This window comes from Virgibacillus flavescens, assembly GCF_050574275.1.
In the GTDB taxonomy this organism is placed as follows: Bacteria; Bacillota; Bacilli; order Bacillales; family Amphibacillaceae; genus Virgibacillus_F; species Virgibacillus_F flavescens.
Genome location: NZ_CP192260.1, coordinates 419694 through 441294 on the forward strand (window position 1 = coordinate 419694; position 21601 = coordinate 441294).

Genomic DNA, 21601 nt, shown 5'->3' on the forward strand with positions numbered 1-21601 from the left:
AACCTCCATTTTCCTACTAGTATTCGTAGGAAAACAGAATTTAATCACAAAATATAGTGTCGGATTGCTAAAGTCAAACAGGTTTTATTCCACCTGCCATGGATTTGCTTACGATAAAAAACTCCCGAAATAAATCGGGAGGCTCATTTAGTAGGATTCTTCCTTTTGAACGGAGCCATCCTGTTTATATACAGTTAATTTTGTATCTTTATTTTCTGCAATTTCTTTCGCCCGTTTAACGGCGTCTTTTTTATTGTCATATACATCACTTGGCCGCTTTGCATTAGCAGATTTTACTGCCCAGCCATCTTCATGCGGAACAACTTGTTCTCCTTCATCTAGTCGCTCAGGATTGTTGTCGTATTTTTTTCCTTCTGCTGACCGCTGTGTTGGCTTACCGCTATTTTCATATTCATTGATTTCTTTTTGGCTTGCATTGTCATACCATTCTTTAGCCTGACTGGTTGCAATTGGGATAGCACGTTCCTCTTCATACCCATCGTCCAGCATGGAATTCGCAATATCAATGGCTTTTTTTCGAACGACTTTGTCTAAGTTCTTCAATGAATCCGGATAATCATTTAATGTCCAAGGCATGTAAATTCCTCCTTATCCTTTTATGTACATTACCCGGCTAGTCATACAGTAAACAACTTACTTTCATTTTACAGTGTGCAGTTCCACAGTTTCAGAAGAGTAAATTTGAATTACCATTCTCCCGGCCTCAGATTTTGCACGAATTAATATTGGCTGATTATACATGTTTTTAAATACGAAGTCTGGCCCCCACCAGCTTACAGTTGCATCTCGTCCAGGTGGAACATATGGTACACTGCGACTATGCGAATAGCGTTCAAGAATCTTAATGCCCTTTAAACTGACAGCATTGTACAGTGTCGAGGAAACCTGACATATCCCACCGCCAATATCCTCCGACAGTTCTCCTTTTACAATAACTGGTGCTTTCATATATCCTCGATCCTTCGTGCGCTTCCCAACGATCTTATTAAATGAAAACTTTTCTCCTGGAAAGACTACATAATTATTAATTGCATCTGCAGCAAGCTCAATGTTATGTGTTCTTTCTTGATTACTTTTTTTAAAATAGGTTACATACTGACCAATTTGTTTTTCTTTTACTTCCGTTAATAGATCTGTATCAACGCGAGGATATATTTTCTTAATTGGTATTTCAAGGGTATCTGGCTCGCCCGTATAAAACGATTCACGAAATAACAACTGGAATTTATGGCGGTCTATCGTTTGCCCAGGCTTACCTTGAACAACTTCACCTTTTTTATTTAATCTGGCATTAACCGGTTCTTTATATATCTTTTTATCAAGTTCGTTTAACAGACCTTGTATTTTTTCATCATGAATAAAATGACTGTTCAGAAAGGGCAATTCATACCTTTCCAGTTCCACACTCATTTGTGGTCTTCCATTTTCTGTTATCGTTAATTGCTGAGGCACATCACCTAACGGAGCCGTAAGTAAAAAAAATGATAAAAAGAGCATTTTCACAGGTCATTCCTCCCTACCCAATAGTATGGATTACGAAGAATGATTTCATGTATTAGAAAACGTGACTTATCTCCAAACCTTGATGACTTAATCCCCAATTGCACTTATGCAGTAAGTATTTATTACTTTCTTACATGTAAAAAAAGGCTAAAACCCTAAGAGGTTTTAGCCTTTGTTATTTAACAACGATTGTCCCATTATACTTACACGATTTGTATTTTTAAGTTCATCAATTGTTTGGGCCCCAATACCGAACATCGCCATCTTCAGTTCCATCTCAATTTGATTCATTGCTTCAATCACAGCTTCTTCTGAATCTGTTGCCGCCTGCAGTAATTGTCTGGCAAAGCCAACCATGTCTGCACCAATCGTTAGCGCTTTTGCAGCATCAACGCCTGTCTTCATGCCACCACTGGCAACAATTGGCACAGCTGATCCAAGTTCACTTCTTACAGAAACAATACAATCTTTCGTTGGAATGCCCCAGTTGTTGAAAGCTTCTGCCGCTGCCTTCCGAAGTGGGTCCTTTGAGCGAAGCTTCTCTACCTGACTCCATGAAGTTCCCCCCGCACCAGCAACGTCAATATAAGCAATGCCTGCATCGTATAATTTTCTCGCAACGGTACCGTCGATTCCAAAACCAACCTCTTTAACACCTACTGGAACCGTTAGCTTTTTACAAACTTCTTCTATTTTAGGAAGCAACTGATGAAAGTTAATATCCCCTTCATCCTGTGTAATTTCCTGCAGGCTATTTAAATGAAGATAAAGGGAATCCGCTTCCGTTAAATCAACAATCCGCTGACATTCTTCTGCCCCATAACCATAGTTAAATTGTACCGCACCGATATTTGCAACTAGTGGCGCAGTCGGGGCATGCTGGCGGATGAGAAACGAATTTTCATGTGCGTCGCTTTCAAGTAAGGCACGCGTTGAACCAAGTGCAATCGCCCAGCCTTTTTGCTCAGCTGCCTTTGCTAAATTACCATTTATCTCTTCAGCAAGCTCTGATCCCCCAGTCATGGAGCTGACCAGAAATGGCGCTTTCAATTTTTTGCCTAGGAATGAAGAATCAAGCTGGATATCATTAAAATCTATTTCCGGTAATGCATTATGTATAAAGGAAATTCCTTCAAGGCCCGTTGTTTTATTAACACCTTCCACGTTTTCATCCAGGCACAGTCGAATATGTTCTGTTTTACGTTTATTTATTCCAATATCCATATGTAAACCCTCCACATTTAGTTTGCTACCATTCTTCTTTTATTTATTAAATAGGGATGCAATGTTACGAAGTAAACACCCATAATGACCATTATCATTCCAACGATTTGTGTCCAGGTAATCGTTGAACCGTAAAATACAACCGCTAACCATGCTGTATTTATGGGAACGAGGTTCATATAAATACTCGCTTTACCTGCCCCGATTTGTTTAATTCCATTATTCCATATTAGAAATCCAATGACAGACGAACAAATAATCATGAAGATCATCTCAAGCCATGCCTGTGTTGACATCCGCAATACATCTCCCCACCCTTTTTCAAACAGCGAGACAATTGCCAGAAAAAAAGATCCAATTAAAGTAGTTAGCGTTGTCGTTACTACGGGGGAAACATCCCGCATTGCTATTTTACCCAGAAGACCGTGGGCTACCCAGCTTAACAACCCACCAATGAATAACAGATCTCCAACATTAAATTCCAAAGACAATAAGGTCGAAATGGATCCTCTGGAAATTACAATGACTACTCCTATTAGGGACAATAGAATACCGAAGCCCAGTTGCTTATTCCATACTTCATTTAAAAATAAAACAGCTCCAAACGTAACAAGGACTGGCGTTGTAGCAACAATTAACGATCCATTTATTGCCGAGGTTAAATCAAGGGCAATAAAAAAGAAAATATTATATCCAAATATCCCTGTGATTCCCATAGCCAAAATAGGTTTCCATTGCTTTTTCAATGCAATTATATCAAATTTTTTCTTCCATAACACATAGATTAATAGCAGGATGCCAGCAGATCCAAATCGAAAGGCTGCAGCAGTTACTGGAGGTAACTCTGTAATTACATGCTCAGCAGCAACAAAAGCCCCACCCCAGAATAATGGAACGAGCAGCATCCAAAAATAAATAGCAATCGATTGATTTTGGTTCATAGAGCTCCTTCTTCCATTAACTATTATGAAAAAACTATATCAAATGCCTATGGAAAAAGCCAACCTCGACGGTTAGCTTTTTTCCTGAACTCACTTTATATTTTGAAAAATTGGCTTACCGCCAATCTGACCAATTTTTTTCACAGCATAAAAGTATTTCTCACCTGCTAAAAATAGATTCTATTTCCTGATGGATCTATTACCATGTATTCCTCACCATCTAAATCAACAGGAACATTCAACCCCTGCAAACGGCTGACGATTTCTATTCTTTCGTTAGCTGGAACCGAAATGGTATAACTTTTCAAGCCTACTTCTTCCTTACCTGGAACACTTCCATTCAAGCTGTTCCATGTGTTTAATCCGATATGATGATGGTAGTTTGCAGAAGACAAAAATAATGCCTGATTCCCAAAGTGATTGACTACCTGAAAACCAAATCCTTTTGTATAAAACGATTCAACTTCAGAAAGGTCTGCTACTTGAAGATGGATATGTCCAATAATCGTACCCACTGGCATCCCCTGCCAGCCTTGCACAGCAACCTCTCTCATCAAAGCATTGGCATCCATTGGAAAAGTGCTCATTTCAACTTCATCACCATTCCAATTCCATTCTTCAGGGTCACGATCTGTATAAATTTCAACCCCATTTCCATCAGGATCTGAAATATACAACGCTTCACTGACAATGTGGTCAGAGGCTCCGTGAACAGGATATCCTTTATGCATAAAATGACGCAGCATTTTTGCTAAATCAGCTCTCTCTGGAAGTAAAAAAGCAATATGAAAAAGACCTGTCTTTCCTTTATTCAAAGGGACAGAGCTTTCAATTTGTTCAATCGTTAGTAGTGGTTTGGAACCACCAGCTGTTAATATTGCGAGGTGTGGTTGCTGCTCAATCACACGAAAACCCAATATGTTCTGATAGAAATTAAGTGAACGTTCCAAGTTGGCAACCTTTAAGTGAATGTGGTTAATATGCTTGGTGTCTTTATTATGAAATCTCATGGGGGGAATCTCCTCTTAGCCTTAATGTAGTTTAGTATAGTTTACATGTTTTTCAATTTTTTTGAAAGAAATACGTCGCTAGCATGGTGAAGGCAAAGATACCCAAAGTGCCGGTGTCAAAAGATCTAACTGACTACTTTCAAACCAATAATAGTAAATATAATACCCAAAATACAAAACACTCTAAACCCATTTCGAGGTTCCTTAAAAAAGATCATACCAACGATAGCAGATCCTAATGTTCCTATTCCAGTCCAAACGGCATATGCAGTCGAGAGTGGAATACTGTCAAGCGCAAATGACAAAAATGTAAAACTTATGATAAAGCCACCTGCTAATATAGCATTATTAACGATATTACTCTTTTCAGATACCTTTTTAACTCCTAGAACACCTACAATTTCAAATAGCCCAGCAATAACAAGATAGCCCCACGCCATTTATTCCACCCCCTTTTTTGTAACATTATCGGAAACCTTTAACCCTATAATGAATAACGCCAACAAGAGAATTAATGCTAGCTTCACGAGTTTAAATGGCTCATGAAAATATAGGATATCGACCATCACCGTCCCAATTGTACCAATTCCGGTAAATACAGCATACGCAGTGCCTACTGGTACTTTTTTAGTAGCGCGAATTAATAATTCGAAGCTTAGTAAGATAGCAACTAATGTTAATAGACCAAGTGAATCTGATTTCAGGGCTGCCGCCCAGTAAATTTCAACCAACCCAGAAATGAATAAAAATAACCACGCCATTCCTTCCGATGGTATTTTCTTATCTGTGTCTTCATAATTTAAATTATCCTTTGATGTCATACTAATTTCCTTTCTTTACTGGCGTTCATTGTTTTTATAATACAGTTGTACTATTTATAATATCACATGATTATTAAATAGTACACTTGTGTTATAATAAAACTATGCCGAAAATAGTTGATCACGAAAAACGAAAAGTTGAAATAGCAGAAGCCACATGGAAAGTTATAGTAAACGCGGGACTGGAAGAAGCTACTGTACGTAAAATTGCTAAAACAGCTAATCTCTCTGTTGGATCATTACGTCATTATTTTTCTACCCAGTCCGAATTATTAGCGTTCTCTATGCAGCTTGTATCCAATCGGGTGAAGAATCGGATAGAAAACAAAAACTATGATGGCCCGCCACTTAAAGCCATGCATGATTTATTATGTGAATTTTTACCAATAGATGAGGATCGCAGAATTGAAATGGAGGTGTGGATGGTTTTCTCTACCCGAACGCTTGTCGATCCTGATTTAAAAGATGTGAGCGAACAGGTTTACGAAGAAATATATCGTGCATGTGCAATCGTCATTGATAGACTTACCGATTTAGGATTAGTATCACCAAAACTGGATAATAATATGGAAACTGAAAGATTGTATGCGTTAGTAGATGGAATGGCTTTACACAGCCTTCTGCATCCAGAACGATTCACCGTACAAAAAATGCAGGCTGCATTAACGTATCATCTTGAAAAATTATGCGAACATACAGATTAGAAAGGATGATAGTGTGAAAGAGCAAGCGAAGAACTTTGCAGAAAAAGCACATCAGGGTCAAAAACGTAAGAATACGGATGCAGCGTATATTACCCATCCAATACGCGTTGCTGAAAAGTTAGAACGAGCAGGACTTCCAGAAGAGTTAGTATGCGCTGGCTACTTACATGATGTTGTTGAAGACACCATTTACGAAATAGAAGATATCGAAGCCGAGTTTGGTCCACGTGTAGCAGAACTAGTCGCTGCCCACACCGAGGATAAATCGAAATCCTGGCAGGAACGTAAACAGCATACAATTGATGCTCTTCGTGACGCCGAAAATGAAGTTAAGTATCTGGTTGTTGCCGATAAACTGGATAATTTGCTTGGTTTAGAACAAGACATTGATTCAAACGGTGATGCGGTATGGCAGAATTTTAACGCGGGAGTGGAGCAGCAAAAATGGTACAACACATCTATTGTCGAGAATATGTATGTGGGACTTAGTCCAGAAGAAATCCCAAGTTATTTTGCTGAGTATGAGGACGCTGTTAGACGAGTATTTCATAGCTAAAATAAGAAACACCTTCCATCAAATGTGGAAGGTGTTTTCTATATCATCCTTTTTTACGATGTTTATGTTTATTTTTCTGGTTCTTTGAAATCTTTTTCCATTTATTTTTTTCTTCAAGTTGTGCTTTTTGATCCTGTTTTCTTTTTTCATAAGCTAGTTCTCGCAGCAGCTTTAAATAGCTTTGGTATCGTCCTTCAGATAAGTCACCATTTCTGATTGCCTCCTGTACGCTGCATCCAGGTTCTGTCTCATGCTGACAATCTGTAAACTTACAATTTTTCTCCAGAACCTCTATATCCTGGAACGTCGTATCAATTGATGATTCGCCTTCCCATAACTGTAATTCGCGCATACCAGGGGTATCGATTAACAATGATCCGTTCGGTAAGAGGAACATTTCACGATGGGTGGTTGTGTGACGACCTTTACTGTCTCCAGTTCGAACATCTTTTGTTTCCTGGACAACATTTCCGATAAGCGTATTAACTAGTGTAGATTTCCCAACTCCAGAAGAACCAAGCAATGCAGCTGTTTTTCCAGACGGCAAATAAGAGATCAATTCCTCAATGCCATCCATCGTAATGCTGCTTACAGGGATAATCGGAACACCAATTGCAACCTCTTCAACGTGCGTGATAGCAGCCTGCACTTCTTCAGGTGAACATTCGTCACTTTTTGTCAGTACAATTACCGGCGTTGCTCCACTGTCATATGTTGATAAAATATATCGCTCGATACGACGCAGATTTAAATCATGATTAAGCGAATTAACAATAAAAACGGTATCCATATTAGCCGCAACAATCTGTGCTTCTGTCTTTGTTCCTGCCGCTTGACGAACAAATTGACTTTTCCTGGGCAGCAATCGATTAATTACTGCTTTCTTTTCCTCAACTAGCTTCTGAACTTCAACCCAGTCGCCGACCGCTGGATAATCCAATGGACTATATGCTTCGTTAATAAATTTTCCACTTAAATGTGAGAAATACTCCATTTCGCCATCTAAAACACGATAGCTGTTTTTTTGGACCGCGATTACGCGACCTATTTTTTCTTCATCAATTTCTTGGACAGACCGATTCCATCCAACTGTTTCTAGTTTATTCAATTTCATTTTCCTCCTAATTATATGGAGGAAAGTCCGTGCTTACGCCGACTGTTCCCCCACTTTGATATGTGTTTGTTGGTTTGATAATGCAATTGTATAAATAGCCATTTAACACCACTCCTTTCAAAATGGACGAACAAGATTTCTATTAGTATACTACAAATTCAGAAAATGTGCGCAAGAAAATTAATTTATTTTTCAATTTTTGCAGAATGAACTAAGCAGGTGCTTTCTGAAATAGTTAAACAAGCCAGCATTTCATTAGTGTAGTTTGGACAAAATCTCTAAACTGCGAAGTAACTTTAGATTTATTTCCACACCCGAAATAAACTGCGAGGTAACAGCAACGAGATTTCCGCGGATGGCAGTCGCTTTCCGCGAGCGGCTGGTGAGCCTCCTCGTGCTGACGCACTCCGGGGTCTCACCTATGCCTTTCCTCCCGCAGGAGTCGACTGCCATCCGCTCCAATCTCTTGACGATATGGGGATGTCGAGGATTTATTAACTCTACTCCTGATAGCACGTCTATTTAAGCACGCATTAGAAAGAAAAAAGTCATAAATCGCTTAACCAGTCCTGGTGAGTGGAGGGGGGGTGACTCCTGCGGGAACAACACGAGTCTGAAGGCCCCGCAGAAAAGAATTCTGAAGAGGAGGGCCAACTGCGGACAACGTTGGCATACCCCTTGTCGGGGCAAGGAGACTGAAGCCGTTCCCTAAGGTGCGCATCCGCCCGCAACGATCCCGGACGGGCAGCTATAGAACAAGTCTTTGAAAATAAACCTTAAGTTACGTCGCGGTTTACATCTTCTGCGAAGAAGTAACTAGAAACAGGTTTCAGGAATAGATATGTTCGTAATTCGTGTCGAGTACTATGAATTTTATTTGAAAGTTGAGTTTAAAAAAACAGGAGCAGATTCAATCTGCTCCTGTTCTCTATAAATCTATCTGACATTCATTTCACTTGGTTCTGGTCCCTTACGTTCATTTCGGTCCAGTTCAGCAATTTTATTCATGTCGTCTTTCGATAACTCAAAGCCAAACACATCAAAGTTTTCTTCGATACGTGATGGCGTTACAGATTTCGGAATAACAATTCTTCCGCTCTGTAAGTGCCAACGAATAATTACCTGTGCAGATGTTTTACCATGCTGCTCGGCAACTTCTTTAATCGCATCATTATTCAACACTTCGCCACCCTGCATCAATGGACTCCATGCTTCCAAATAAATATCATTTTTCTTACAGAATTCCTGCAGTTTACTTTGCTGTAAGTACGGATGACATTCCACCTGATTTACTACAGGTGTAACTTCGCACTCATCAAGCAGACGTTTTAGATGTTCAATGTTAAAGTTGCATACTCCAATCGCTTTAACACGTCCATCTTTATATAATTTTTCCATTGCTTTGTACGTTTCAACATAATCATCATACTCAGGTGTTGGCCAGTGAATAAGATATAAGTCAACATAATCAAGACCTAATTTTTCAAGGCTTTCATCAAATGCTTTTAAAGTATTATCATAGCCCTGGTCTGAGTTCCAAACTTTAGTTGTAATAAATAGATCTTCGCGGGGTACATTGCTTTGAGCAATTGCCTCCCCTACACCTCGTTCATTTTTATAAACTTTTGCTGTATCGATAGAACGATATCCAACTTCTATTGCTGTAGATACTGCTGATGACACTTCATCTTCAGGAACCTGCCAAACGCCATAACCAAGCTGCGGCATACGTAGTCCATTGTTTAACGTAATAAACTTCATCTTATCGCTTCCTTTCTTGCAATAGTGTACTAAAAGTTTATCACAAGGATTACTTGGTGAGAAAATATCTGCTTAGATTAGAAAACTTTGCTTATCGTTGCCGAACTTTTACTTTTCGATGCCCAGATTCAACTTATCAGGCTCGAAAATTAGGTTATTCATTTCGTTGAAAAAATATCAATCTCAACAAGTATATTGGACAAAGAAACTACCACAATGATAATCATTGTGGTAGAGACAGTTGTTATACTTTCTTATCTTCTAAAAACGGTAGTAATCCCTACTATACCTTTTCTAATTCTGTCCACTTCTTTCGAGCGAATGTGAAGCTGCCTTCGAACCTTGTCAGCTTTTGATCAGCCATCAAGTATGTTAGTGGGAATAATCGATCCAGAAAATAACGATCATGCGATACAGCAATAATTGTTCCATCAAATTGTTCTAATGCATCCTCCAGAACTTCTTTAGACTCAATGTCCAGATGGTTTGTCGGCTCATCTAAAATTAATAGGTTATGATCCTGGTGAACCAGCTGCGCTAAGCGCAGCCGCATTTGCTCCCCACCACTCAGACTGCTAACCTTTTGAAAGACAGTGTTGCCATAAAATAAAAATTTGGCCAAAATTCCACGAGCGTCCCCTTCTGTCACAGAAACCTGATCACGAAACTCATCGATAATGGAGCGTTCCCCGTTTACTTCAAGCATATGCTGAGACAGAAACCCAACCGACAAATTACTACCTAGCTTAATAATGCCCTCATCTGTTTTTTCGGATTGCATGATCATTTTAAGCAAAGTTGATTTTCCGCAGCCATTTTCGCCAATAATAGCGATGCGTTCCTGAAATCTTACGTGCAGATCTACATTTTTCAGTAATGGTTTTTTATCGAACTTCTTTGTAACACCATCTACGATAATAACGTCTTTACCACTTCGTTTATTCATCTGAAAGTCTAGATCAATCTTTTTTTGCTCCAGAATTGGCTTTTTCAATGTTTCCATTCTAGCTAACGCCTTCTCCATGCTTTTTGCCCGGCGATGCAGTCCGGCATTTGGTGGATTTGCCTGGTTTGCCCACTCTTTTAACCGCTTGATTGTTTCTCGCATTTTTTTCATTTTCTTTTGCTGATCCTGATATTGCTGAAACTCAATTAATAAACGGGCATCTCGTTCCTTTACGTAGTTGGAATAATTTGTATGATACCGAATTAATTCCCCTTGATCCATTTCCAGAATAGATGTAACGGTTTCATCTAAAAAGTAACGGTCATGCGATACGATAACTACCGTTCCCGGGTAATTTTTAATAAAATCAGTTAGCCATTCAATAGCAAACAGATCCAAATGATTTGTTGGTTCATCCAGCAGCAGCAGATCTGGAGCTTTTAAAAGCAATTGAGCCAATCCGACTTTTGTCCGTTCTCCCCCACTCAGCTGTTCCCAGCTTTTTTTAGCTAAATCTGTGATTTGCAAACCGCTCATAATCCGTCTAATCTGCGAATCTATTTCGTATCCGCCCTCTTCTTGAAACTTTTCCTGCAGGACCCCATATTTTTCAATATGTCGGGTGAGTTTATCCGGATTCGACTCTGTTGCCATTTCACTTTCTAAGCTGGTCATTTTATTTTTTAACTCAGTTAGCGTATCAAAAACATCGTAAAGAAGTGATTCCACTTGCTTATTATCCTGCACATCCGGAGATTGCTGCAATAAACCTACTGATAAGTTCTTCTTCCAGCTGATTGTTCCTTCAGCAGGATCTGTTTTTTTTGCAAGCAAGTGTAATAAAGTGGTTTTACCTTCTCCGTTTCTTCCTATTAAGCCTATTCGTTCCTGTTCTTTAACTTCACAAGACATATCACTAAATATAATATTAGCACCATAGATTTGGGTAACGTTTTTTAAACTGCAAATAATCATTTTACTATTCCTCCGCAAAGCAGAGACATCGAAAAAGCAGTGTTTAAAATATACAGAAAAGACGACAGAGAAATACAGCACCCCGTCGTCTTAATCATTCATTTATCTTCGCTTGTGGGCAGATGTCTCTAACTGGTATTTTTTATTCATTTGTTTTGAAAAAGGACAGACTTATCCCGTTGAAAACAAATGATGCAAAAAGCGCATAACACATCCAGAGGTATTCTCTGAACTTTGAAATGCTTTTACCAGTTTGAAACATGACTCCCACCTCCTTTATTATTGTTTTTAGTTTATTCCAATAAGTAATCAAAGTCAATGTTATTTATGATTGAATTAATGAATAAGCTTGCTTTCTGCCAGCTTTAGCTGGTTTATAATTTGATTGGGAGCTGTTCCGCCGTAACTTTCACGGGCTGCAATACCTTTTTCGGGTTGCAGCTTTTCAAAGATATCTTCTTCAAATAACGGACTGAAGGTTTTGTATTCTTCCAGCTGCAACTCCAATAAATATTTTTTATTTTCTATTGCGAAGAGAACAGTCCGACCAACTACTTCGTGCGCCTCTCTGAATGGCATTCCTTTTGCAGCTAAATAATCTGCGATGTCGGTTGCGTTTGAGTAATCTTGTGTAACAGCCTTTCGCATCTTCTTGTCATTAACTTTCATCGTATCGAGCATTGGAGCAAGTAAAGTTAATGATCCCTCAAGCGTATCAACGGTATCAAACATACCTTCTTTATCTTCCTGCAGATCTTTGTTATAAGCTAAAGGCAGCCCTTTCAAGACGGTCAGCATCCCCATCAAATCTCCAAACACCCGTCCAGTTTTCCCTCTCAACAACTCCGGAACGTCAGGATTTTTCTTTTGCGGCATGATACTCGAGCCTGTGCAAAAAGAATCATCAAGTTCAATAAATTGAAATTCCTGACTGCTCCAAATAACCATTTCTTCGGCAAGTCGCGAAAGATGGACCATAAGGATGGAAGCGTCGGAGAGAAATTCAAGAATAAAATCTCTATCGCTGACAGCATCCATACTGTTTGGATAAACACTATCAAATCCTAATAGTTCAGCCACCCGCTCCCGGTCTATCGGAAAAGTCGTCCCGGCAAGTGCACCCGCTCCTAACGGAAGAACATTAACCCGCTTCAGACTGTCCTGAAGTCTCTCCTTATCTCGTTCAAACATCCAGAAGTATGCCATCAAATGATGCGCAAAGGAAACCGGCTGCGCGCGTTGAAGGTGGGTATATCCAGGAAGAATTGTTTCGATGTTATTCTTCGCCTGACCTATTATGGATGATTGAACCGTTTCAAGCAGCTTGATCAGCTCTTCCGTCTTCCCTTTTAAATAAAGATGCATATCTGTCGCAACCTGATCGTTACGGCTGCGTCCTGTGTGCAGCTTCCCGCCAACAGGTCCAACTTCATCGATTAAAAGCTTCTCGATGTTCATATGAATATCCTCATGTTCCACAAGGAACTCGATATCGCCTTTTATAAGCTTTTCAAAAATTGACTCAAGACCTTTTTGAATCACAGCCGCTTCTTCCGACGAAATTATATTACATTCGCCAAGCATTTGAACGTGGGCAATACTCCCCTGAATGTCTTCTTTAGCCAGCTTCTGATCAAACGCAATGGATGAAGTGAATTGGTCCACCAATTTATTTGTTTCCTTCGTAAATCTCCCGCTCCATAGTTTGCTCATTATTTTCCTCCTTCCCCTTATGAACCTCTGCATATACTTTTGTGGAAAGCCCCCACAGCTTAATAAATCCAACTGCGGCGTTATGATCAAACGCATCACCATTCGCATAGGTAGCTAGTTTTTCGTTGTATAGACTGTTATCAGATTTCCGGCCAACAACCGTATGTGATCCTTTATGAAGTTTGATTTTCACTTTTCCGGAAACCATTTTTTGTGTTTCGTTAATAAATGCATCAAGGGCCGGTCTAATGGGAGAATACCACAGTCCTTCATAAATAATTTTGGACATCTGCTGATCTATCGTCGTTTTAAACTGCGAAACTTCCCGCGTTAATGTTAAAAATTCCAGCTCTTTGTGCGCGTTTATCAACATTAATGCGGCAGGATTTTCATACACCTCCCGTGATTTAATGCCGACTAACCGATTTTCGATATGGTCAATCCGTCCAACACCATGAGTTCCGCCTATATCATTCAGTGTTTCAATTAACGTTACCAAAGGCATTAATTCGCCATTTAACGAAATCGGCTTTCCTGCCTTAAATTCTACCTCCAAATATTCAGGTTCGTCTGGCGTCTTGTTTATTGGATTTGTCCACTCATACGCCGCTTCCGGTGCTTCTTCCCACGGATTTTCAAGCACTCCAGCCTCGCAGGCACGTCCCCAGATATTAGCATCAATGGAAAAAGGATTGTCGTGATTAACAGGGACTGGGATTCCTTTCTCTTTGGCATAGTCCAGTTCCTCATCTCTTGTCATTCCCCATTCACGAACAGGTGCAATGACTTCCAGATTCGGATTAAGTGCTTGAATCGACACTTCAAACCGGACCTGATCATTTCCTTTTCCAGTACATCCATGTGCGACAGCAACTGCCCCTTCCTGTTCTGCCACTTCCACTAACAGCTTTGAAATTAACGGCCGTGACAACGCGGAAGATAGCGGGTACTTTCCTTCGTACAATGCATTTGCTTTAAGTGCCGGGAGAAGATAATTTTCAGCTAGCAATTCTTTCGCATCAATAGCAATTGACTTAATTGCTCCAACGTCTAAAGCTTTTTGTTTTATCTCATCCAAATTTTTTCCTTCGCCAATATTTAATCCTAATGCAATTACATCGTACCCGTATTTTTCTTGTAGCCATTTTACCGATACGGAGGTATCCAGACCTCCGGAATATGCTAATACCACTTTTTGATTTGCCATTTTAAATCTCTCCTTTTTTATTTTTAGTTTTCCATCAGGCTTTTTAAGATTGCTTTTTGTGCATGCAAGCGGTTTTCAGCTTCATCAAACACTACGGAGTGCTCACCATCAATTACTTCTGATGTAACTTCTTCTCCGCGGTGGACCGGTAAGCAATGGAGGAAAATATAGTTCTGCTTAGCATGAGCACACAATGTCGCATTCACTTGGTATGGAGCGAAAAAATGCTTGCGTTCTTCCTGCTCTTCCTCCTGACCCATGCTGCTCCAGACATCGGTTATAACAACATCTGCTCCATCCATAGCTTCTTCTGGAGAAATCGTATATTCCAATTCGCTACCAGTGGTTTGACCAACTTCGCAAGCTTTCTCAAAGATTTCAAGATTAGGTTCATATCCCGGAGGACTGGCTATGGAAAGATGCATACCAACAATTGCAGCTCCCTCTAACACGGAATGACACATATTATTGTTACCATCACCGATATAACAAACTTTGAGCCCGGCTAAACGCCCTTTGTGCTCGAATATGGTCAACAGGTCTGCTAAAACCTGTGTGGGGTGATGCAAATCGGTTAATCCATTGATAACCGGGACATCCGCTTTACTTGCAAATTCTTCAATGGATTCATGTGCAAACGTTCTTATCATTAAACCATCTACATAACCTGACAAGACCTTGGCTGTATCCGCAATCGTTTCTCCTCGTCCAAGCTGTATGTCCCTCGAACTCAGGAAGATCGCCTGTCCCCCAAGCTGCATCATTCCGACTTCAAAGGAGACTCTCGTTCGAGTAGACGATTTTTCAAAAATCATTCCCAGCACCTTACCTGTCAGATATGGATGAGGAATCCCTTTTTTCTGAAGGCTTTTCATCTCCAGTGCTTGTTCCAGCAGAGAATGAATTTCATCAGGTGTAAAATCAGTCAGTTTAATAAAATCCTTTTCTTTGAACTGCGATGGTATTTGCTTCATTATTTGTGCATCGTAAACCTTTGCCATTCCTGAACACTCCCTTTTTTAAGTATTAAAAAAACGCTCGTCTCTTTGTAATAAAAGAGACGAGCGTTATATCACCCGCGGTACCACTCTGATTATTCCGTCTAGCGGAATCAGCTTTGTGCCTGTTAACGGAAGCTACCCGATTCACCCTACTGAGCTCAAAGCCCGTTTAGGAGAACATTCAAAAGTGCGGTTCTTTACATTTTCTGCACCGGCTTCCACCAACCCGGCTCGCTGCTCAGAATGTAATGTAATTACTCTCTTTGTCATCAATTTCACTTATTCATTTGTTATAAAAATACAAAAAACGCCCGTCTCTTCTTGTATAGAAGAGACGAGCGTATATAGTATATACCCGCGGTACCACTCTGATTATTCCGCACGTGCGGAATCGGCTTAAGTGTCTGTTAACGAGGATCGCCCGGTCTACCCTATTAACGCTAAATGCGCCGATTCAGGAAGACATCTCAAAAGTGCGTTTTCATTACATATGTTTACCGGCTTTCACCATTCCCGGTTCGCTAAGGCTATGCAACTACTTTTCTTTGTCATTGATGTTAGTTATTAATAGTGGATTATACAGTAATGTTATGAGAAGTCAAGAGGTAAAGAAAGATTGTTTAACGATCATGAAAGGATTTCAGTTCTTATCTGTCGAATATATAACTGAATAACCAATCCAACCAGGAGGTCTCTCATGTCGAAGCAATTAATTAACGAAGTTACGATTAATTCTATTCAGGAAAAAATGGAAACTGGAAAGCTAACTGCCTTTTCGTTAACTACTATGTATCTTGAACAAATCGCAAAATACAATTCATCCGGTCCAAAAATAAATGCAGTGATTGAGATAAACCCGGATGCACTAAGTATTGCTGAAACACTTGATGTCGAGCGCGAGAAATCCGGAAAACGTGGTCCGCTCCACGGTATTCCTTTATTGATTAAGGACAATATTGATTCTGCTGATAAAATGCATACTAGCGCGGGGTCGATTGCATTGGCAAACCATTATGCACGAGAAGATGCTTTTGTTACCAAGATGCTTCGCGATGCAGGCGCAATTATTCTTGGTAAAACGAATTTAACAGAATGGGCTAACTTTATGACGCAGGGTATGACGAATGGATATAGTTCCCGTGGTGGACAAGTATTAAATCCTTACGGCGAATTCGATGTGGGAGGTTCCAGTTCCGGTTCGGGAGCTAGTATTGCTGCCAACTTTGCTGTCGCTGCAATAGGAACCGAAACAGATGGATCAATTCTTAGTCCAGCCAGCAGCAATTCTGTAGTTGGCATTAAACCCACAGTTGGCCTAATCAGCCGGAGTGGCATTATCCCTATTTCACACAGCCAGGACACAGCTGGCCCCATGACTCGAAGCGTTGAAGACGCTGCAATTATTTTAGGAGCACTCACCGGAGAAGATAAGATGGACCCTGCAACATCTACAAATAAGAATCGAATAAGTGATTATACACGATTTTTGAATGAGGACGGATTAAAAAACGCCAGAATCGGTGTGTCCAAAAACTATCTAAAAAAGCTCGACGAACATGACCTCAAGCTAATTAATCAGGCACTGGCTGATATTAAAAATAGTGGAGCTGAAATAGTCGATACAATTGAATTACCTGTTGATCTTCCAGATTCCAGTGTTCTGTATCATGAGTTTAAAAATGGGGTAAACGCATACCTGGGGAAGCTCTCTTCCCATACTCCGGTTCATTCACTGCTTGACGTTATAAATTTTAATCAATCACATGCAAGCAACGCCTTAAAGTTTGGGCAAACCGTTCTGATTGAATCCGAAACTAAAAGCGGAACGTTAACAGAAAAAGAATATATAACCGATCGATTAAGGGATATAAGGCAATCAAATGAGAAGATAAAAGAGATAATGGAAAAAGACAGATTGGATGCTTTATTTTTCCCTAGTTACTATGGATCCAGTATAGCTGCAAGGGCAGGCTTTCCATCCATTACTGTGCCTGCGGGTTACACAGACACAGGAAAGCCAGTAGGAGCCACCTTTACCGGAGAAGCTTATTCAGAACCAAAGTTAATCGAAGTCGCATATGCGTATGAACAAGCAACAAAGCATCGAAAACCACCTGAATTAGCTTAATGATTTCCGAAGAACGACCTACATATTAGGTCGTTTTTTTATCCTTCATTCCAAACAATTTCACCACATTTCTCCTCGTGGTCAATTGTCACATCAAACTCGTGCTTTCTATAGAAATGTTTTAACCGGTCATAGTGGTCGAAATCACGTTTGACAATGTCACCGGTAATATACTGAACGTTTTCTTCTTTAGCCTGTTCCTTTAAATAATTCATTAAAATCGATCCGTAGCCTTTGTTCTGATCCCCTTTTATATCTGCAATATGGAGCGTGTTTTCATCTTTATATTTAGCTTGAATAGCCGCATTCCAACTACCACGAAAAGTAGATTGACAGTCGTGAAGCATAATCTGACATGCATCTGAATCTCTATCACAGTATATAATTGCCCAGTTATTTTGATGCGTCTGATCTATGCTGATGACCTCCCACTTTTTGGAGATTTCTTTCATACTTTGCTGCATACGAAACAATTGAATTTCGAGTGTATCCAATTCTTCCTTTATATCATTCTTGCTTTTATTTTCTTCTACAAATGCTGTACCTATCATGTGAATCACCTAACTATTATTAAATTGTGTCAATTCCTGCACACAATTCTGTATTTTACAATGTATACTTGCTAAAAATCAAATGTTAGATTTTTTATAATAGTGCTTAATACTCAGATAAAAAGTGTCGATATAGAAAGATAAACGTTTTTTATTTAACTGGGGGAAACATAATGAAGAAGAGAAAAGCTAAAGAGAAAATACTGAAAACAAAGAAGTCCAAACCTTCAATCAAACGTTCGTTTGGATGGAAAAACGTTAAAATTGCACAAAAGTACCTTTCTGTATACATATTAACAGCAGTATTATTTATAGTCGCAGGAGTAATTGTATATTTACAATTGGAAAAAGGACAACAGGATGTTCAGGCAATAGAACGCAGGAGTGAACGTGTAAATGCGATGATGGAATTTTCCTCCGTTATGCAGCTGAAAGATATTCAAATTGCAGATTTTATCATTACGGAAGACAAAAAGTATGTAGATAAATATGAGGAGTATCGTAAAAGTTTCGCCAAGTTAGCTGACGAATTGAAGCCTACGTTGGAAACCGATAAACAATTAGAAGTTTTTACTAAGATTCAACAAAACGATACGAAGATGAATACAGCTTTCCTAATCAAAATTCCACACGCTGTTGCAACTGAGCCTGAAGTCATTCCGGGTCTTCGCGAAGAACTAAGCGGACTGCGAATTGAGAACGTTGCTCTTATGAACGACTTAATTTCAATCGTTAAAGATAAACAAAGTCAGGCTGTTAGTGATGCCCAAAATAGCATGAATCGAAGTATTGTAGTGCTCGGCGCAGCAACCGCTGTTGCGATTGCTGTTGGTATTATTTTACTGTTACTAATCAGCAGAAAAATATCTGGTAACCTTCGAAAAGTGGTCTCAATTACGCATGAGGTAGCGAATGGTAACCTTGCAGTAAAATCAATGGACTATAATGGCAAAGATGAAATTGGTCAATTATCAAATGCGGTAAATCAAATGAAAAGCAATATCCGCAATATCGTCTCGAAAGTAGCTGCAGCATCAGATTCAGTATCAACCAGAAGTGGCCAGCTCACACAATCTGCAAGCGAAGTAAAAGAAGGTAATGAGCAAATAGCTTCTACTATGGAAGAACTATCGACCGGATCAGAAACCCAAGCGAATAGCGCGTCTAATTTATCAGAAAGCATGAACGATTTTGTCCAGATTGTTCGTCAATCGGAACAGGATGGTCAGGATATTGCTGGTAAATCGGATGGGGTCATGCAACTGACCGAAGAAGGTACTGCATTGATGAATAAATCAATGGATCAGATGAAGCGTATCGATACAATCGTATCTGACGCCGTCAACAAAGTTCAAGGATTGGATAAACAATCTGCTGAAATCTCAAAACTAGTAAAAGTAATTAAAGACATAGCTGCTCAAACCAACCTGCTTTCACTAAATGCAGCTATCGAAGCAGCGCGCGCTGGTGAGCACGGCAAAGGTTTTGCGGTAGTTGCGGATGAAGTCAGAAAACTTGCAGAGCAGGTAACTTCATCTGTAACAGAAATTACTAGTATTGTATCCACCATTCAAAATGAAACCGACCATGTCGTTGTCTCACTAAATTCTGGTTACACCGAAGTAAAAGAAGGCACAAATCAAATCGAAGAGACAAGCAAAAACTTTGAAACCATTAACGCATCTGTATCTGAAATGACTTCTAAAATCATAACCATTTCAAACAACTTAAAAGGTATTGCGCTTAATAGTCAGGAAATGAATAATTTAATTGAAGAAATCGCTTCCGTTTCTGAAGAGTCAGCTGCTGGCGTTGAAGAAGCATCAGCATCTGCCCAGCAAACGTCAAGTTCAATGGAAGAGGTTTCACACAGCGCAGACGAACTCGCTGCACTTGCTGAACAATTAAACAATGAATTAAAAGCATTCAGGCTATAAGGAACTTTAAACCCCATCTACTATTACGGTAGATGGGGTTCTTTAGTTATTCTTATGGTATAAAAAACAATCCTCTGTGTGGTCGTTTACCATCCCAGTTGATTGCATGTAGGCATAGCAAATTGTTGGTCCAACAAATTTAAACCCGCGCTTCTTCAGGTCTTTACTCATTTTCTCGGACTCTTCCGTAGTGGCCGGAACTTCTGAGTGGACTGACCAGTCGTTGTATATCGTTTTACCACCTACGAAACTCCATACATATGCATCGAAGGTTCCAAACTCTTCTTGCACCTTCAAAAAAGCTTGTGCATTTGTTACAACAGAGCGAACCTTTAGCTTATTACGAATAATTCCTTCGTCCTGCAGTATTTCCTGAATCTTATCCTCATCGTACTGTTTAATTAACTGAGGATCAAAATTATCGAATGCCTTCCGGTAATTTTCCCGTCGCTTTAATATCGTTATCCAGCTTAGCCCTGCCTGTGCACCCTCAAGGCAAAGCATTTCAAACAAATCTCGTTCATCATGGGTCGGTCTTCCCCATTCGTTATCATGATAATCGATATATACTGGATCAGAGGTAGACCATTCACATCTTTTTTTCATATAATACGCTCCTATTCAACCTTCGTTTCAATTGGATTGTCATCATACGAGATCCAATCACTGTAACTCCCAGGATACAGTTTCACATTTTTGTATCCTGCCATTTTTAATGCGATTATATTTGGACATGCTGATACACCCGACCCACATGACACAATAATTTCTTCGTTTTTCTCAATTTCATTAAAATGTTCTTGTAGGTCAGAATCGCTTTTCCATAAACCATCTTCTTGCAGAACGTCTTTCCAGAAAAAGTTCCTTGCACCAGGAATATGACCGGCCTTTGCGTATAATGGTTCGACCTTACCCAGATATCTGTCTTTCGACCGGGAGTCGATTAACACCGCTGATTGATCCTGTGTTTTATTCTTAACCTGATCGATGTCAACTATATTTCCTTCTTGAACAGCAGCTTGAAAATACTTCATTTCAGGTACAGGAACAGCTGTCGTTACTAAATTCCCTTTTTCAGCCCAACGTGTAATTCCACCATCCAGCAGATACTTTTTCTGATGACCAAGATAATCGAGCAACCACCATAGGCGAGCAGCAAACATATCGTTGTTTTCATCATAAATAACTACTGTTGTCTGTTGACCTATCCCGATTTCTCCAAGTTTTTCAGCTAATTGCTCACTATCTGGAAGTGGATGGTTTCCACCGTGTGTTGAAGCAGGACTCGATAAATCTTTATTTAAATCCAAGTACATCGCATTTGGAATATGTCCCTGCTCATACGCTTTCCTTCCTTCATTTGGATCTGACAAGGAAAAACGCACATCAACTATGACCATATCATCCTGGTTATCTATTTTCTTTTTTAACCATTCTACTGAGACTAAATAAGACATCTGTTATCTCCTCCGATTTCTCACTACCTAC

General features: G+C 39.7%; 22 protein-coding genes and 2 other annotated features. Of the genes, 5 read left to right on the forward strand and 17 right to left on the reverse strand.

From position 1 onward, the window contains the following. Positions 1-147: 147 nt before the first annotated feature. The 7 genes from VBD025_RS02035 to VBD025_RS02065 form a co-directional block, all read right to left on the reverse strand. Entirely contained in the window at positions 148-597 is a 450-nt protein-coding gene (locus VBD025_RS02035; RefSeq protein WP_430788815.1) for a DUF2188 domain-containing protein, read from the reverse strand. A 63-nt stretch (positions 598-660) separates the two neighbouring features. After that, entirely contained in the window at positions 661-1518 is an 858-nt protein-coding gene (locus VBD025_RS02040; RefSeq protein ID WP_430791228.1) for a VanW family protein, read from the reverse strand. Between the two features lie 171 nt (positions 1519-1689). Further along, positions 1690-2748 (reverse strand): type 2 isopentenyl-diphosphate Delta-isomerase, encoded by a 1059-nt coding sequence (gene fni, locus VBD025_RS02045; protein ID WP_430788817.1) that lies wholly within the window; start codon positions 2746-2748, stop codon positions 1690-1692. A 17-nt stretch (positions 2749-2765) separates the two neighbouring features. Then, complete coding sequence (locus VBD025_RS02050; RefSeq protein WP_430788819.1) at positions 2766-3689, reverse strand: DMT family transporter; 924 nt, start codon at positions 3687-3689, stop codon at positions 2766-2768. 167 nt (positions 3690-3856) lie between these two features. Further along, positions 3857-4699, reverse strand: coding sequence for a VOC family protein (locus tag VBD025_RS02055; protein ID WP_430788821.1), 843 nt, complete (start codon positions 4697-4699; stop codon positions 3857-3859). A gap of 125 nt (positions 4700-4824) precedes the next feature. Next, the gene (locus VBD025_RS02060; protein WP_430788823.1) at positions 4825-5139 is read right to left on the reverse strand and encodes a DMT family transporter; all 315 of its coding nucleotides are present in this window, start codon (positions 5137-5139) and stop codon (positions 4825-4827) included. Further along, positions 5140-5520: a DMT family transporter gene (locus VBD025_RS02065; protein WP_430788825.1), complete on the reverse strand. Its 381-nt coding sequence runs from the start codon at positions 5518-5520 to the stop codon at positions 5140-5142. Positions 5521-5624: 104 nt separating this feature from the next. Here VBD025_RS02065 and VBD025_RS02070 point away from each other — a divergent pair, with 104 nt between their 5' ends. Together VBD025_RS02070 and VBD025_RS02075 are read left to right on the forward strand one after the other, a co-directional pair. Further along, positions 5625-6224 carry a TetR/AcrR family transcriptional regulator gene (locus VBD025_RS02070; protein WP_430788827.1) on the forward strand — a complete coding sequence of 200 codons (600 nt, stop codon included), beginning with the start codon at positions 5625-5627 and terminating at the stop codon, positions 6222-6224. Between the two features lie 13 nt (positions 6225-6237). Continuing rightward, entirely contained in the window at positions 6238-6780 is a 543-nt protein-coding gene (locus VBD025_RS02075; protein WP_430788829.1) for an HD domain-containing protein, read from the forward strand. A 43-nt stretch (positions 6781-6823) separates the two neighbouring features. Here VBD025_RS02075 and rsgA read toward each other — a convergent pair whose 3' ends face one another. The 7 genes from rsgA to argF form a co-directional block, all read right to left on the reverse strand. After that, positions 6824-7894 (reverse strand): ribosome small subunit-dependent GTPase A, encoded by a 1071-nt coding sequence (gene rsgA, locus VBD025_RS02080; RefSeq protein WP_430788831.1) that lies wholly within the window; start codon positions 7892-7894, stop codon positions 6824-6826. Positions 7895-8830: 936 nt separating this feature from the next. Continuing rightward, on the reverse strand, positions 8831-9655 hold the full coding sequence (locus tag VBD025_RS02085; protein ID WP_430788833.1) for an aldo/keto reductase: 825 nt from the start codon (positions 9653-9655) through the stop codon (positions 8831-8833). A 283-nt stretch (positions 9656-9938) separates the two neighbouring features. Next, positions 9939-11576, reverse strand: a complete 1638-nt coding sequence (gene abc-f, locus VBD025_RS02090; RefSeq protein ID WP_430788835.1) for a ribosomal protection-like ABC-F family protein — start codon at positions 11574-11576, stop codon at positions 9939-9941. A 142-nt stretch (positions 11577-11718) separates the two neighbouring features. Continuing rightward, entirely contained in the window at positions 11719-11838 is a 120-nt protein-coding gene (locus VBD025_RS02095) for an RAxF-45 family protein (protein WP_430788837.1), read from the reverse strand. A 74-nt stretch (positions 11839-11912) separates the two neighbouring features. Beyond that, on the reverse strand, positions 11913-13289 hold the full coding sequence (gene argH / locus VBD025_RS02100) for an argininosuccinate lyase (RefSeq protein WP_430788839.1): 1377 nt from the start codon (positions 13287-13289) through the stop codon (positions 11913-11915). After that, the gene (locus tag VBD025_RS02105; protein WP_430788841.1) at positions 13246-14496 is read right to left on the reverse strand and encodes an argininosuccinate synthase; all 1251 of its coding nucleotides are present in this window, start codon (positions 14494-14496) and stop codon (positions 13246-13248) included. The genes argH and VBD025_RS02105 overlap by 44 nt, the downstream gene beginning before the upstream one ends. A 23-nt stretch (positions 14497-14519) precedes the next feature. Further along, positions 14520-15497 carry an ornithine carbamoyltransferase gene (gene argF, locus VBD025_RS02110; protein WP_430788843.1) on the reverse strand — a complete coding sequence of 326 codons (978 nt, stop codon included), beginning with the start codon at positions 15495-15497 and terminating at the stop codon, positions 14520-14522. A 52-nt stretch (positions 15498-15549) separates the two neighbouring features. After that, positions 15550-15776, reverse strand: a binding site (T-box leader). Positions 15777-15824: 48 nt separating this feature from the next. Then, positions 15825-16058, reverse strand: a binding site (T-box leader). Between argF and VBD025_RS02115 the strand changes: the two genes are divergently transcribed. After that, positions 16043-16171, forward strand: coding sequence for a hypothetical protein (locus VBD025_RS02115; protein ID WP_430788845.1), 129 nt, complete (start codon positions 16043-16045; stop codon positions 16169-16171). It overlaps the preceding feature by 16 nt. A gap of 23 nt (positions 16172-16194) precedes the next feature. Beyond that, a complete protein-coding gene (locus VBD025_RS02120; protein WP_430788847.1) occupies positions 16195-17625 on the forward strand; it encodes an amidase family protein in 1431 nt (476 codons plus the stop codon). Between the two features lie 38 nt (positions 17626-17663). Here the strand turns inward: VBD025_RS02120 and VBD025_RS02125 are convergent, their stop codons facing one another. Beyond that, the gene (locus VBD025_RS02125; RefSeq protein WP_430788849.1) at positions 17664-18176 is read right to left on the reverse strand and encodes a hypothetical protein; all 513 of its coding nucleotides are present in this window, start codon (positions 18174-18176) and stop codon (positions 17664-17666) included. A 173-nt stretch (positions 18177-18349) separates the two neighbouring features. Between VBD025_RS02125 and VBD025_RS02130 the strand changes: the two genes are divergently transcribed. After that, the gene (locus VBD025_RS02130; RefSeq protein WP_430788851.1) at positions 18350-20113 is read left to right on the forward strand and encodes a methyl-accepting chemotaxis protein; all 1764 of its coding nucleotides are present in this window, start codon (positions 18350-18352) and stop codon (positions 20111-20113) included. Between the two features lie 42 nt (positions 20114-20155). Here VBD025_RS02130 and VBD025_RS02135 read toward each other — a convergent pair whose 3' ends face one another. Continuing rightward, complete coding sequence (locus VBD025_RS02135) at positions 20156-20719, reverse strand: DNA-3-methyladenine glycosylase I (RefSeq protein ID WP_430788853.1); 564 nt, start codon at positions 20717-20719, stop codon at positions 20156-20158. An 11-nt stretch (positions 20720-20730) separates the two neighbouring features. Beyond that, the gene (locus VBD025_RS02140; protein WP_430788855.1) at positions 20731-21570 is read right to left on the reverse strand and encodes a sulfurtransferase; all 840 of its coding nucleotides are present in this window, start codon (positions 21568-21570) and stop codon (positions 20731-20733) included. Between the last annotated feature and the right edge of the window lie 31 nt (positions 21571-21601).

What these genes read in the sequence shown, in the direction of transcription:
- VBD025_RS02035 (WP_430788815.1), bottom strand. Translation starts at nt 597, where the DNA reads ATGCCTTGGACATTAAATGATTATCCGGATTCATTGAAGAACTTAGAC.
- VBD025_RS02040 (WP_430791228.1), bottom strand. Translation starts at nt 1,518, where the DNA reads ATGCTCTTTTTATCATTTTTTTTACTTACGGCTCCGTTAGGTGATGTG.
- fni (WP_430788817.1), bottom strand. Translation starts at nt 2,748, where the DNA reads ATGGATATTGGAATAAATAAACGTAAAACAGAACATATTCGACTGTGC.
- VBD025_RS02050 (WP_430788819.1), bottom strand. Translation starts at nt 3,689, where the DNA reads ATGAACCAAAATCAATCGATTGCTATTTATTTTTGGATGCTGCTCGTT.
- VBD025_RS02055 (WP_430788821.1), bottom strand. Translation starts at nt 4,699, where the DNA reads ATGAGATTTCATAATAAAGACACCAAGCATATTAACCACATTCACTTA.
- VBD025_RS02060 (WP_430788823.1), bottom strand. Translation starts at nt 5,139, where the DNA reads ATGGCGTGGGGCTATCTTGTTATTGCTGGGCTATTTGAAATTGTAGGT.
- VBD025_RS02065 (WP_430788825.1), bottom strand. Translation starts at nt 5,520, where the DNA reads ATGACATCAAAGGATAATTTAAATTATGAAGACACAGATAAGAAAATA.
- VBD025_RS02070 (WP_430788827.1), top strand. Translation starts at nt 5,625, where the DNA reads ATGCCGAAAATAGTTGATCACGAAAAACGAAAAGTTGAAATAGCAGAA.
- rsgA (WP_430788831.1), bottom strand. Translation starts at nt 7,894, where the DNA reads ATGAAATTGAATAAACTAGAAACAGTTGGATGGAATCGGTCTGTCCAA.
- VBD025_RS02085 (WP_430788833.1), bottom strand. Translation starts at nt 9,655, where the DNA reads ATGAAGTTTATTACGTTAAACAATGGACTACGTATGCCGCAGCTTGGT.
- abc-f (WP_430788835.1), bottom strand. Translation starts at nt 11,576, where the DNA reads ATGATTATTTGCAGTTTAAAAAACGTTACCCAAATCTATGGTGCTAAT.
- VBD025_RS02095 (WP_430788837.1), bottom strand. Translation starts at nt 11,838, where the DNA reads ATGTTTCAAACTGGTAAAAGCATTTCAAAGTTCAGAGAATACCTCTGG.
- argH (WP_430788839.1), bottom strand. Translation starts at nt 13,289, where the DNA reads ATGAGCAAACTATGGAGCGGGAGATTTACGAAGGAAACAAATAAATTG.
- VBD025_RS02105 (WP_430788841.1), bottom strand. Translation starts at nt 14,496, where the DNA reads ATGGCAAATCAAAAAGTGGTATTAGCATATTCCGGAGGTCTGGATACC.
- argF (WP_430788843.1), bottom strand. Translation starts at nt 15,497, where the DNA reads ATGGCAAAGGTTTACGATGCACAAATAATGAAGCAAATACCATCGCAG.
- VBD025_RS02120 (WP_430788847.1), top strand. Translation starts at nt 16,195, where the DNA reads ATGTCGAAGCAATTAATTAACGAAGTTACGATTAATTCTATTCAGGAA.
- VBD025_RS02125 (WP_430788849.1), bottom strand. Translation starts at nt 18,176, where the DNA reads ATGATAGGTACAGCATTTGTAGAAGAAAATAAAAGCAAGAATGATATA.
- VBD025_RS02130 (WP_430788851.1), top strand. Translation starts at nt 18,350, where the DNA reads ATGAAGAAGAGAAAAGCTAAAGAGAAAATACTGAAAACAAAGAAGTCC.
- VBD025_RS02135 (WP_430788853.1), bottom strand. Translation starts at nt 20,719, where the DNA reads ATGAAAAAAAGATGTGAATGGTCTACCTCTGATCCAGTATATATCGAT.
- VBD025_RS02140 (WP_430788855.1), bottom strand. Translation starts at nt 21,570, where the DNA reads ATGTCTTATTTAGTCTCAGTAGAATGGTTAAAAAAGAAAATAGATAAC.